The organism is Nonomuraea sp. NPDC049625, assembly GCF_040675285.1.
GTDB classification, from domain to species: Bacteria; Actinomycetota; Actinomycetes; order Streptosporangiales; family Streptosporangiaceae; genus Nonomuraea; species Nonomuraea angiospora_A.
The window spans coordinates 235,594-247,765 of the sequence record NZ_JBFAOQ010000012.1; the positions used below are offsets into that span (position 1 = coordinate 235,594).

The following is a 12,172-nucleotide window of genomic DNA, read 5'->3' on the forward strand; positions in this document are numbered from 1 at the left end:
GGGACAGCCATGGAGTTCAACCGCCGCCAGATCCTGAAGTACGCAGGCCTCGGCCTGGCCCTGCCCGCCGCATCGCCCCTGCTGTCCGCCTGCTCCAACAACAAGTCCGGAGGCTCCGGCGACGGCAGCGTGAAGTTCGAGGGCTGGGACTACGAGGCCGCACTCGTCCAGCAGAACCTCGACAACTTCACCAAGACCAGCAACATCAAGGTCAACTACACCCCGATCACGAGTGCGCAGTACGTGCAGAAGGTAGTCGCCGAGTTCACCGGCGGCGGCGGCCCCGACGCCCTTTACGTGTACGACGATTCCCTCGCGGCCTGGGTCGAGGGGGACTATCTGCAGCCGCTCGACGGCATGGCCGGCGTCGACGAGGTGTACGACGCGATCTACCCGGGCAACGCGGCCGCGATGACGTACCAGGGCAAGCGCTACGGCCTGCCGTACTACACGGACTCCAACTGCCTGACCTACAACGCCGACATCCTGGCCAAGGCCGGAATCACGAAACCCCCTGCCAGCTTGGAGGAACTGGAGGCGCAAGCGATCAAGATCAAGGACGCCGGCCTCCTGCAGTACCCCATCGGCGTACCGGCGCAACTGTCCGACACCTGGTGGTCCTGGGTGTGGGCGCTGGTCTTCGGCAGCGGCGGCAACATGTTCGACGACCAGCAGGCGCCGATCATGAACACCACCGACACCGTGGTGAAGGACGTCTTCGCCTGGCTGCAGCAGGCGGCGAACAAGTCGAAGGTGATCGACCCGGCCTGCCTGCAGCTGCTGGCGGTCCCGATCGACAACGCGATGAAGGCGAACCGGTACGCGTACACGATCGGCGCGCGGTACGCGAGCCGCGACTACAACGACGCGACCAAGTCCAAGGCCGCGGGCAAGATCCGGATGGCGCTGATACCGAGCCTCGACGGTCAGGTGCACGGGACGGTCAGCAACACCCGGCTCTATGCGCTGGCCAAGGACACCGAGGTGAAGGACAACGCGTTCAAGCTGCTCACCTACCTGGGTGGACTCGACGCGGACAAGAAGCCTTACACCGCGAAGTTCTGGTTCCTGCAGCGTGGTCTCGGGTTCGCCTACAAGTCGATGGCGACCGACCCGGAGGTCACCGCATCGCTGAAGAAGTTCGCCGACCCGGCGATCTACGCCCACCTGGGCGAGATCGCCAAGCCGCGCAACGTGCTCGGCGTGCCGTGGTACACCGAGTTCGAAATCGAGCTGCACAAGGTCGTGCAGGGCGTGCTGAGCAACCAGACGCAGCCGTCCGCGGCGGTGGCGAGCTTGGCGCAGACCGTTGACACGCTGAAGAAGAAGTACAACTGAGGATGGCCGGCCTCGCCGAACGCCGGCCGCTGGGCGACAACGCCAAGGCATGGGCGCTGAACGCGCCGGCCATGATCGTGATCGCCCTGCTGGTCGCCTACCCGATCGCGTACTCGTTCTGGGTCAGCCTGCAACGGAACAACCTGAAGCGCCCGCGGGCGAAGCAGTTCATCGGCTTCGACAACTACCAGGCCCTGCTCAGCGATCAGGCCTTCCTGTCCGCGCTGAAGGTGTCGGCCCTGTTCGTCCTCGTGGTGCTCGGGCTGACCGTCGTACTCGCGCTGATCCTGGCGCTGGTGCTGAACGAGCGGTTCCGCGGCCGCGGTCTGTTGCTCAGCCTGGCTTTGCTGCCCTGGGCGATGCCGGGGGTGGTGAACGGCCTGATGTGGCGCACCATCTTCGACGCGAAGACCGGAGCCCTGAACGGTCTGCTGACGCAGCTCGGACTGATCGACGACTATCACGCCTGGCTGACGTCCGGGACCGGCGCGTTCCTGTTCACCGCACTGGCCCAGGTGTGGAACACGCTCCCGTTCTCGGTCATCATCCTGCTCGCCGGACTGTCGACGATCCCCTCGGAGCTGTACGACGCCGCCACCGTCGACCGAGCGGGTGCGGTGCAGCGGTTCGTCCAGGTGACGTTGCCGTGGTTGCTGCACCCGCTGCTGATCGTGCTGATTCTCGAGACGATGAACGCGTTCCGCGCCTTCGACACCATCTACGTGCTGACCGGTGGCGGACCGGGTGACGCGACCACCACCATCGCCCTGCTCGACGTGCAGACCGTCCTGACCTTCACCGACTTCGGCCTGGGCAGCGCCTACGCCTGGGTGATCACCGCGATCACCCTCCTGATCTCGGTCGGCTACATCGGCCTGCTCTACCGAAAGGGGAACTTCGAGGTATGAGCACCATGGTGAAGGTTCCCCTGCGCTACCGGATCCCCTGGAAGAAGATCGTCCTGTACGTGCTGGCGGTCGCGTTCGCGCTGTATCTGGTGTTGCCGTTCTACTGGATCGTCGCGATGAGCTTCATGCACGAGGTGGATGCGATCTCCGTTCCGCCGCACTGGATTCCGGTCAACCCGACATTGGAGAACTATCTCGGTTTCCTTCATCCGAGTGAGGCCCAGCAACTCGTCGGCGGCCGGGCGATCGACGAGACGCCGTACTCCTTGCGGAACAGCCTGATCGTCGCCACCTCGACGGCGATCCTGAATCTCGTGCTGGCCACGTTCGCGGCGTACTCGTTCTCGCGGCTGAAGTTCCGCGGCAGTCAGGTGCTGCTGGTGCTCTACCTGCTCACCCGGATGGTGCCGGGGATCGCGATCATCATCCCGTTCTACCTGCTGATGCGGACGTTCGGGCTGCTGGACACCTACCTGGCGCTGATCCTTTCGTACACGACGTTCGCACTGCCGATCACGATCTGGATCCTGAAGGACTTCTTCCGCTCGGTGCCGCGCGAGCTCGAGGAGGCGGCCCGGGTGGATCGGTGCGGCTGGTTCCGGGCCATGTGGTCGGTGTTCCTGCCGGTCGCGGCGCCGGGGCTGGTCGCGGCCGCGGTGTTCGCGTTCATGACCGCGTGGAACGAGTTCATGTTCGCGTTGTTCCTGACCAGCACGAAGGCGGCGAAGACGATCCCGGTGGTGGCGGCGAACTTCGCCACCGACTTCAACACCCAGTTCACCGTGATGGCCGCGGCCGGCGTGCTCGCGGTCGTCCCACCCCTGGTACTGGCCCTGCTCTTCCAGCGCAAGCTGGTCCAGGGCATGGCCGCCGGATCCGTGAAGGGCTGACAGATGGCAGAGGTTCGACTCGAAGGCGTCACCAAGTCGTTCGGCGGCAAGATCGCGGTGAAGGACCTGAATCTGACCATCGAGGATCGGGAGTTCCTCACCCTGGTCGGCCCGTCCGGTTGTGGAAAGTCGACAACCCTGCGAATGATCTGCGGCCTGGAACGGGCCTCCGAGGGCAACATCTTCTTCGACGGCAAGCCCGTCAGCTGGCTGCCGGCCAACAAGCGCGACGTCGCGATGGTGTTCCAGAGCTACGCGCTCTACCCGCATAAGACGGTCCGGCAGAACATCGGGTTCGCGCTGAAGATGATGCGGGTGCCCAAGGCGACGATCGCCGAGCAGGTGCTGCAGGCGGCCCGGACGCTGGACATCGAGGACCTGCTGGATCGCAAGCCGCGCGAGCTGTCCGGTGGCCAACGGCAACGGGTCGCGCTCGGCCGCGCGATCGTGCGGGACGCCGGTGCGTATCTGCTCGACGAGCCGTTGTCCAACCTGGACGCGCAGCTCCGGGTGCTGATGCGCGCGGAGATCAAGCGGCTGCACGTGGACGTCGCCCGGACGTTCATCTACGTCACCCACGACCAGGTCGAGGCGATGACGATGTCGGACCGGATCGCGGTGATGCGCGACGGCGTCGTCCAGCAGTGCGCGACGCCGGCGGAGATCTACGAACGCCCGGCGAACCGTTTCGTCGCGTCGTTCATGGGCTCGCCGCCGATGAACTTCGTCACCGGCGAACTGGCCGACGTCGACGGCGTCCGGACCTTCCGCAGCGGCGCGTTGAGCCAGGAGCTGGGCCGGTACGACGTTTCGCCGGACGACCCGGCCGTCGTCCTGGGCGTCCGGCCGGAGGACGTGACGTTGTCGCCGACTCCGGTCGCGGGCTACCAGCCCGGGAAGGTGTTCGTGTCCGAGCCGCTCGGTCCGGATGTGCTCGTCACGGTCCGGATCGGCGGCGAGCTGCTGAAGGCCCGCGTCCCGGTGCCGTTCCGGCTGGGTCATGACAGCACGGTGTACGTCGGCTTCAACCAGGACCGCCTGCACTTGTTCAAGGCCTCCGACGGAACCGCGCTGCACGCACCGAAGCGGGTATAGGCACCGCCCCGCATGCCCCCATCGAGAGGAACGCTCTTGAGGAACCCCGAGAACGCGATCGTCGAGGTCGAGCTGCCGGACGACTTCGACGACTTCTGGGCGGCCGGTCTGGCGGACTGCGCGTCGTACCCGCTGGACCCGGTCCTCACCGAAATGCCGTCGCTGTCCACGGACAAGGTGATCGTCTACGATCTGCGCTACACCAGCTATGGCGGCCTGCGGATCGCAGGCTGGTACACCGTTCCGCGCGATCGGCGGGCCCCGCATACGGCTCAGTGCCCGGCGTTGGTGACGATCCCCGGCTACGTGTCCGAGCCGACTATCCCGAAGGAATGGTCCGAGCTCGGGTACGCCGCGCTCGCGGTGGCGCCGCGCGGAAAGCTGCGGTCGAACGACGTGTTCAACCCGGGCTACCCGGGATTGCTGACGCACAACATCGTCGACCACAACACGTACGGGTATCGCGGGTTCTACCTCGACGTGGTGCGGGCGGTCGAGGTACTGCTCGATCGTCCGGAAGTCGACAATCTGCGGATCGGACTGCAGGGGTCGAGTCAGGGCGGTGGCCTCGGGATCTCGACGGCCGCGCTCATGCCGGACGTGATCCGGTGCGTCGCGGCGGGAGCGCCGTACCTGTGCGGGATCATGACCGCGCCGACACTGACCCGGTCGTATCCGTACGAGGAGATCAACGAGTACCTGCGGGTGCACCCGAAGGACGTCGACCGGGTGCGGGAGACGGTCGCGTACTACGACGGGCTCAACTTCGCGCCGAAGGTGCGGGCGCCGACGCTGCTGTACCTCGGGCTCGAGGACGACGTGTGCCCGCCGGAGACCGGGTTCGCGCTGCGGCGGGTGCTGACGTGTGAGACCACCTTGCACACCTACCCGCACTGCGCGCACCACGCCGGGCTGCCGGGCGTGATGCGGATCGTGGAGGACTTCCTTGCCGAACACCTCACCCCGGGGTCGTGAACAGATGAACTTCGACAGCTACTGGTCCGCCGTCGACGAAGAGCTGGCCGCGATCCCTGCTCGGCCCGTGCTCGACCTGGTGCCGGCGCGGACGACGGACGAGGCGACCAGCTACACCGTGCGGCTCACCAGCACCGGGCCGTACCGCGTCTTCGGTCATCTCAGCATCCCGGCCGGTGACGGGCCGTTCCCCGCGCTCCTGCAGACGCCGCGCTACGGGAGCGTCAACGACATGCCGCACCCGAACGATCGGAGCCGGTACGTCGTGCTCGGCCTGGTGCACCGTGGTCAGCGGCTGGCCGACGAAGGGTTCTCGGCGGCGTACCCGGGATTGTTGACGATGGGCATCGACGACCCGGCGTCGTACATCTATCGCGGGATCGCGGCGGACTGCCTGCGGGCCGCGGAGTTCCTGATGAGCCTGGACGAGGTCGATCCGGCGCGGGTGGCCGTGCGTGGGAACGACCTGGCGGTGCTGACGGCGGCGCGGCGGTCCGGGTTCAGCGCGGTCCGGGTCTCGGAGTTGCTGTTCTACCGGGCGGCAGAGGCACGGCTGAAGTCGAGCCGCTATCCGCTCGAGGAGCTCAACGACCACCTGCGTGCCGGCTCGTCGGCGCAGATCGTCGACAACACTCTTGCCTACTTCGATCCGGTCCGGCATGCGTCCGCGGTGACCGCTCGGACGTTGCTTGCCGTCGACGATCCCGACTGGTGTGCCGCACTGATCGAGGCCCTGCCTGCCGCGAGCGTCTACAAGCTGACCCACCTCGATGGCACCGACAACGACTTCCTGGATGCCTGGCTGGCCGAACTCTCCGGCGTGCCACCGATGTCGAAGTTCCTCCCATGACCAATCCGTTCGGGGTCCGGCCCGTCATCAACGCCTCCGCGACACTCACCGCACTGGGCGGCTCGCTGATGCCGCCTTCGGTGCTGAAGGCGATGGCGGAAGGGGCGGCCCACTTCGTCGACCTGCCCGAACTCCACGACCACGTCGGTGAGCGCCTGGCCGCGCTCACCCGCAACGAGGCGGCCTGCGTGACGTCCGGTGCCGCGGCGGCGATCACCCTCACGGTCGCGTCGTGTGTCGGTGAGCCCGCGCAGGCGTTCCCGGCCGAGGCCGAGGTCGTCATGTTCGCCGGCCAACGCAACGGCTACGACTACGCGGCCCGCCTGACAGGCGTCCGCATCGTAGAAGTCGGCCCGTCGATCGAGGAGCTCCGAGCCGCCCTGGTACGCCGTCCCGCCTGCGTACTGTGGTTCGCCGGCGCCCACTACGCAGCGGATGCCTTGCCGATCGAGGACGTGATCCGAGTCGCCCGGGAGCTCCCCTCGGCCGGCCCGACCCCCGCCGGCACTCCGGGCGGCCTGACCCTCGCCGGCACCCCGGACCTCACCGGATCCCCTGGCCCCGCCGGTCCACCGGCTGTGCCGGTGATCGTGGATGCGGCGGCCCAGATTCCGCCGATCTCCTCGCTGTGGCGATTCACCACGGAGCTCGGTGCAGATGCCGTGATCTTCAGCGGCGGGAAAGGGCTGCGCGGACCGCAGTCCAGCGGGCTGGTGCTGGGGAAGCGGTGGATCGTCGACAGGTGCCGGGCGCATGCGTCGCCGAATCAGCAGATCGGGCGCGGGATGAAGGTCGGGAAGGAGGAGCTGCTCGGGCTGTACGCCGCGGTCGAGTGGACGCTGGAGCAGGACGAGGAGGCACTGCTCGCGGGCTATGAGCAGATGGTCGACCGGTGGATCGCCGGCTTGCGCGAAGTGCCGGGTGTCGTCGCCGAGCGCGGGTACCCGAGTGAGGCGGGCCAGCCGCACGGGCGAGCCGTTGTCCGATTGCTGACAACCAGCGGCTGGACCCGGGACGGGCTGGTGCAGGCTTTGTGGGACGGGGACCCGCGGATCGCGGTCGGGGTGTCCGGCGTACCCGACGACGCGATCGCGCTGAACCCGCAGACGATCGAGCCGGGGGAGGACCTGGTGGTTCTCGATGCACTGGTTCGGCACCTGAGCCCTGGAGATGGCGAACGAGCCGGACGAGACGCGTGACGGGTAGCGCTGACCAACCTGGATCAGCCCATGCTGCAGCCCTTCCAAAGCCGGCCACCTGTGCAAGGCCATTGCCGTCCTTCAGAACCACCACCTCGGGCAGGGCGCGCGAGGATGAAAAGGGTTCAGTGATCGACTCGACCGATGCATCGCCGAGGGCAGCCGCCGATTCGATTCGGGCTCGCATACGTAATGATGACCGTATGACCGACGTAATGAGGTATGCCGCTTTCACCACCACTCCCACTGGCGGTAACCCCGCCGGAGTGGTCCTGGATGCCCGAAAGTTGTCAGACGCGGAGATGCTCGCCATCGCCGCCGAACTCGGCTACTCCGAGACGGCCTTTCTGCACCCCACGGACGAGCGCCAGTACCGGATTCAGTACTTCAGCCCGCTGGCCGAGGTCGCCTTCTGCGGCCACGCGACGATCGCCGCCTCGGTCGCGCTCGGCGAACAGATCGGTCCAGGAACCGTGGACCTCGCCACCCAGGCAGGCCCGGTCCCGGTGGAGATCGCCGCAGATCCGACCGGTGGGTTCACCGCTACTTTGACCAGTCCGCCCACCTCCAGCCGCCAAGCCTCCGAGCAGGAGGTACGGGCCGCGCTGGACGCGCTGGGCTGGCCGGCAGACGACCTGGACCCCGAATACCCGCCGCACGTCGCCTACGCCGGCAACCACCATCTCGTCCTGGCCGCGGCCAGCCGGCATCGCCTGGCTGATCTCGACTACGACTTCGATGCCCTCGGCAAGCACATGACCGACATGGGATGGACCACCGTCCACCTTTTCTGGCCCGAATCCCCCACCGTCTTCCACGCCCGCAACCCGTTCCCTCCTGGCGGCGTCGTCGAGGACCCGGCCACCGGCGCTGCGGCCGCCGCCTTCACCGGGTACCTACGTACGCTGGGACGCCTCAAAGATGACACCGTTCTCACCATTCACCAGGGCGTCGACATGGGACGGCCCAGCCTTTTGACGTGTTCCACCACTTCCGACGACTCTCGTGTCAAGGTCTCGGGCACCGCGGTGCCCATCCAGTAACAGCAGTCCGGACCGACGACGGGCCCGGCGATGCGGACGCGTGGGCGGAGTGTCGGACCGGCACCGGCTTCCGCCGCCCTTGCTACACTGCCGGACCGCGCGCCGGGCACCTGATCTTGTCGGCGTCGAGCTCGGCGCTCGGTCTTGATACCGCGAGTGGTGAGCTCGTTCCAGAAGTCGCCGCTGACGCAGACGTACGGCACGAGCGAATGCGGGATGGTGACCACGCTGCAGCCCAGTGAGCACGCGCGCCCCGAACTGCCGGCCTCGGTCGGGCGGGCCGCCCCCGGGGTCGAGCTGAGCATACGTGACGGCGACGGCCGCGAGGTGCCCACCGACGGCGTCGGCGAGGTGTGGGCGCACTCGCCGCAACAGGTGCGCGAGCGTCTCGACAACGAGGATCGCGTGGTCGTACCGCGTGACGGCCGGCTGCGCACTGGAGACGTCGGCCGCCTGGACCGCGACGGATCCGGGTCGAGGACCGACCGGCGCCCGGCCTGTACTCCCATGCGATCGAGCACGTGCTGGCCGAGCACCCGGCCGTCGTGGAGGCCGCGGTGTTCATGGTGCCGCATGCGGGTGAGGAGGTCCTGGCGGGGTCGTGGTCGGGCGCAAGGCCGGGAGCTGGATCTGCAGGCGCTACGTGCGCTGGTCAGGGGCAGGCTCGGCGAACGTTCGGAGCCGCGTCACCTGTGGACCATCGACGAGTTGCCCCGTACACCCGGTGGCAAGCCCGACAAGCTCGCCCTGCGCTCCTACGGCGGCGACCAGCCGATGGCCGGGCTCAAGGCCGAGTGATCACGTCCGCTCACCATCCGGCGGCGCGCGTGCTCGCGGGGAGCTTGATCGCGTCGAGAAGGCGGTAGGGGATTCGGGGCATGATCGAGGGCCGTGCCTCCGGGCAGCGGACCCCGTTGGCCGGGACCGACTGCGAGATCAGGTAGCGGTCGATCGCGCCCATAGTGCACTCGCTCCGGCCGTACACGCTGTGCCCCGAGCCCTCGTACGTGAGCACGCGGGCCTCGGCACCGATCTGCTTGGCCGTGCTGAGCGTCCACAGGTAGCCGGTGGCGGGGTCGTTCAGCGAAGAGGCCAGCAGGATGGGCGGGGTGGCGTCCACACGCAGCCGGTGCTGCGGGTTGGGAATGGGCGTGGGCTGGCCCAGGCAACCGGCGATCCGGCTCAGCGCGGGCGGGCTGTACCTCATATCCCTGGCCCGCGGCGCCTGCCGGTGCAGGAGCGAGGCGTACTCCGTGTAGTCGGCGACCGGCAGGTGGAAATCCTGGCAGAACACCGGCGTACTGACCTCCACCTCCTCGTCCTTCGCGGCGCTCATCGCCGGGCTGCCGCTGTCGATGGCGGCCAGCATCTGGGCGAGTTCCGCCCAGTTGGGGTTGTAAAGTCCGGCGAACGCCGTGTCCACCAGCGTGAAGGCGTCCATGGGTACGTCTGGCGTACCCGGCTCGTGAAGCTCCCCGCGGTCGGCCCGCTCAAGAAGCCTCTTCCAGAACGCCCGGATGTCCTTGCCGTTCAGCGCGCACGACGCCGTTGCCTCACACCAGGTGACGAACTGGTCGAACGCCCCTGCCGTATGGGTGGCCGTGGTGTTCAGGTAGCTCGCGGTGTTCACGCTATGGTCGAAGTTCGAGTCGAGCGCGAGCGCCCTGACCTTGCCGGGGAAGCGCTCGGCGTATGCCTGGCCGATCAGGGTGCCGTGCGAGACGCCGTAATAGGTGAGCTTGTCGTCGCCCAGCGCCGCCCGAAGAGCCTCCACATCACGCGCGACGTCCAGCGAGCTCACGCGGTCGTACAGCGGTCCGGTGCGCGCCCGGCAGTCCTCCCGCAGCCGCTGGTTGAACGACACCCAGGCGTCCATGTCCGTCTGGTTCTTGACAAGCGGGTGTGGACGTTCACGCACCAGCGCCGCCGAGCAGATCACCGGGTGGCTGCGTCCCACCCCGCGCGGGTCGAACCCGACAATGTCGAAGCGGCCGCGAAGCTCGGCGCTGAAGTAACTGCTGCCGTGCACCACGAAGTCGACACCGGAGCCGCCCGGCCCGCCGGGGTTGACGACCAAGGAGCCGACCCGGGCGTCCGGGGTGGCGGCCTTGCGCCGGGCCACCGCCACGTCGACAGTGGCGCCGCCCGGGGTGTCCCAGTCGACGGGCACCTTCAGCGTGCCGCATTCGGCGGTCGTGTCCTCGGGGCACGGTGCCCAGATGATCGTCTGCGAGGAAGCGGCGGCACTGGCGACGCCTCCTGGAAGGAGGCTGATGACCAGGGACGAAACGGCTGCGAGCAAGATGTGATTCGTCATACGATCCTTCGCGGTCGAGACGGGGCCGGCGACTTCAAGATCATGCGACCACCCACATAACCCCGCCATAACCGTCGGCTCGTCCGCCGGCCACCGCATCATCGCCGTCAACCGCGGCAGCCTCGGGCTCGACCAGTCCACGCCGTGACGCAGGCACTACGACAAGTGCAAGGCGATCCGGCCGGCGCGGGTCTTCTCGATGTCGAACGCGCGGCCCGTCGCGTCCATCGCCCGCCTACTCGGCGTCTACAAGTACGTTCCCGAACTCGCGACGGGCCGCCCTGCCGTCGAACAACCAACGGCGCGAGCCGAGATGCCAGAAGCGGGAAGCTGATTGGGCACTCAGGACATCGGTGGTAATCGGCTTGCGCCTCAAGCGGCTTGAGATACCAGAGTGGCCCCATGAACGACTACGAGCTGTACCCCATCGGAGACGCCGCGCGCCGCAGCGGCCTGAGCGTGAGCGCCGTCCGGTTCTACGCCGACACCGGGCTGATCGAGCCCACGGACCTGAACGACGCCGGCCACCGGATGTACGACATCCACGCTATCGCCCGGCTGGAACTCGTCCGCACTCTGCGCGAGCTGGACACCGACCTGGAGGTGATTCGCCGCCTGCTCGAAGGCGGCACGACCCTGCCCGACCTGCTCACCACGCACCTGGAGTTCGTCGAGCGCCAGGAGCGCACCCTGCGGGCCAGGCGGGCGGTGCTCAGGACCCTGATCAAACAGGGCGGCACCGCTCAGGCCGACCTGATGCACAAGCTCGTCTGGATGACCGACGAGGAACGCGAACAGACCATCGACGATTTCTGGAACGACGTCGGCGAGGATCTGGACGTCCCCGAGGGCTTCGTCGACCGGTTGCGGACGATGCGCCCGGTCCTGCCCGCGGACCCCACGGCCGCCCAGCTCGAGGCGTGGATCGACCTGGCCGACCTGGTGCGGGACCCGGCGTTCCGCGACGCGGTCCGCACCTACCTGCAAGACACCTGGTCCACACCGGAGACCCGAGCCCTGGCGACCGAGCCGTTTCAGGACTTCATGCATGTGAGTGGGGCCCGGCTCATGGAGGAACTCCTCGCCGCGTACCGTGCCGGAGAGTCTCCCCGGTCCTCCTGGGCCCAGCAGGCCGTCACGCGCTTCATGGAAGCGGCCAACGCGCTGGCCGGCACGCCGCTCACCCCCGAAGTCCGAAACCGGATGGCCGATGGATTCCAGCAGATACCCGACATCATGCGCCAGATCGCCGAAGAGGCAGCCACCTCCGAGAGCCCTGTCTACGACGACGCTCACGGCCGGTACCTGTCCCTGGTGGCGCGGATCAACGGGACTGCGACCGAGGAGGACCATGACTCCATGCCCTATGCCTGGATCGCCGACGCCATGCGCGCCGTGGACCCGCCGACTCCCTAACGACCGATGGCGGCTGGTGCCATGTTGGTCAACGGCACCCGCCGCGGGGTGGGGACAGTAAGAACAGCAACGGCTCTGGCCCGTAGCCGGTGGTGGCGCTGGGTGATCAGCTGCCAGGATGAGCCGTGCTGAAGATCGACG

General features: G+C 67.7%; 11 protein-coding genes. 10 read left to right on the top strand and 1 reads right to left on the bottom strand.

Going from position 1 to position 12,172, the window contains the following annotated elements; genetic code table 11:
- Positions 1-9 precede the first annotated feature (9 nt).
- From AB0J87_RS41685 to AB0J87_RS41725, 9 genes are all read left to right on the top strand, one after another.
- Positions 10-1,338: an extracellular solute-binding protein gene (locus tag AB0J87_RS41685; protein ID WP_363975508.1), complete on the top strand. Its 1,329-nt coding sequence runs from the start codon at positions 10-12 to the stop codon at positions 1,336-1,338.
- A gap of 2 nt (positions 1,339-1,340) precedes the next feature.
- Positions 1,341-2,246: a sugar ABC transporter permease gene (locus AB0J87_RS41690; protein WP_363975511.1), complete on the top strand. Its 906-nt coding sequence runs from the start codon at positions 1,341-1,343 to the stop codon at positions 2,244-2,246.
- The gene (locus tag AB0J87_RS41695; RefSeq protein WP_363975514.1) at positions 2,243-3,136 is read left to right on the top strand and encodes a carbohydrate ABC transporter permease; all 894 of its coding nucleotides are present in this window, start codon (positions 2,243-2,245) and stop codon (positions 3,134-3,136) included. Before AB0J87_RS41690 ends, AB0J87_RS41695 begins: the two co-directional genes overlap by 4 nt.
- A gap of 3 nt (positions 3,137-3,139) precedes the next feature.
- Entirely contained in the window at positions 3,140-4,231 is a 1,092-nt protein-coding gene (locus AB0J87_RS41700) for an ABC transporter ATP-binding protein (RefSeq protein ID WP_363975517.1), read from the top strand.
- Positions 4,232-4,267: 36 nt separating this feature from the next.
- Complete coding sequence (locus tag AB0J87_RS41705; RefSeq protein ID WP_363975520.1) at positions 4,268-5,206, top strand: acetylxylan esterase; 939 nt, start codon at positions 4,268-4,270, stop codon at positions 5,204-5,206.
- Positions 5,207-5,210: 4 nt separating this feature from the next.
- Complete coding sequence (locus AB0J87_RS41710) at positions 5,211-6,056, top strand: acetylxylan esterase (RefSeq protein WP_363975523.1); 846 nt, start codon at positions 5,211-5,213, stop codon at positions 6,054-6,056.
- An 80-nt stretch (positions 6,057-6,136) separates the two neighbouring features.
- Positions 6,137-7,255 (top strand): hypothetical protein, encoded by a 1,119-nt coding sequence (locus tag AB0J87_RS41715; protein WP_363975526.1) that lies wholly within the window; start codon positions 6,137-6,139, stop codon positions 7,253-7,255.
- Positions 7,256-7,470: 215 nt separating this feature from the next.
- Complete coding sequence (locus AB0J87_RS41720) at positions 7,471-8,298, top strand: PhzF family phenazine biosynthesis isomerase (protein WP_363975899.1); 828 nt, start codon at positions 7,471-7,473, stop codon at positions 8,296-8,298.
- Between the two features lie 159 nt (positions 8,299-8,457).
- Positions 8,458-9,096 carry an AMP-binding protein gene (locus tag AB0J87_RS41725; RefSeq protein ID WP_363975529.1) on the top strand — a complete coding sequence of 213 codons (639 nt, stop codon included), beginning with the start codon at positions 8,458-8,460 and terminating at the stop codon, positions 9,094-9,096.
- A gap of 10 nt (positions 9,097-9,106) precedes the next feature.
- On the opposite strand, the gene AB0J87_RS41730 is transcribed toward AB0J87_RS41725, so the two are convergent.
- A complete protein-coding gene (locus tag AB0J87_RS41730) occupies positions 9,107-10,615 on the bottom strand; it encodes an alpha/beta hydrolase (protein WP_363975532.1) in 1,509 nt (502 codons plus the stop codon).
- Positions 10,616-11,017: 402 nt separating this feature from the next.
- On the opposite strand from AB0J87_RS41730, the gene AB0J87_RS41735 reads away from it, so the two are divergent.
- The gene (locus AB0J87_RS41735; RefSeq protein WP_363975534.1) at positions 11,018-12,031 is read left to right on the top strand and encodes a MerR family transcriptional regulator; all 1,014 of its coding nucleotides are present in this window, start codon (positions 11,018-11,020) and stop codon (positions 12,029-12,031) included.
- Positions 12,032-12,172: the final 141 nt, after the last annotated feature.

Bases quoted from the DNA above. Each gene is read 5' to 3' on its own strand.
- AB0J87_RS41700 (WP_363975517.1), top strand. From the start codon at position 3,140: ATGGCAGAGGTTCGACTCGAAGGCGTCACCAAGTCGTTCGGCGGCAAG.
- AB0J87_RS41735 (WP_363975534.1), top strand. From the start codon at position 11,018: ATGAACGACTACGAGCTGTACCCCATCGGAGACGCCGCGCGCCGCAGC.
- AB0J87_RS41690 (WP_363975511.1), top strand. From the start codon at position 1,341: ATGGCCGGCCTCGCCGAACGCCGGCCGCTGGGCGACAACGCCAAGGCA.
- AB0J87_RS41730 (WP_363975532.1), bottom strand. From the start codon at position 10,615: ATGACGAATCACATCTTGCTCGCAGCCGTTTCGTCCCTGGTCATCAGC.
- AB0J87_RS41685 (WP_363975508.1), top strand. From the start codon at position 10: ATGGAGTTCAACCGCCGCCAGATCCTGAAGTACGCAGGCCTCGGCCTG.
- AB0J87_RS41695 (WP_363975514.1), top strand. From the start codon at position 2,243: ATGAGCACCATGGTGAAGGTTCCCCTGCGCTACCGGATCCCCTGGAAG.
- AB0J87_RS41720 (WP_363975899.1), top strand. From the start codon at position 7,471: ATGAGGTATGCCGCTTTCACCACCACTCCCACTGGCGGTAACCCCGCC.
- AB0J87_RS41710 (WP_363975523.1), top strand. From the start codon at position 5,211: ATGAACTTCGACAGCTACTGGTCCGCCGTCGACGAAGAGCTGGCCGCG.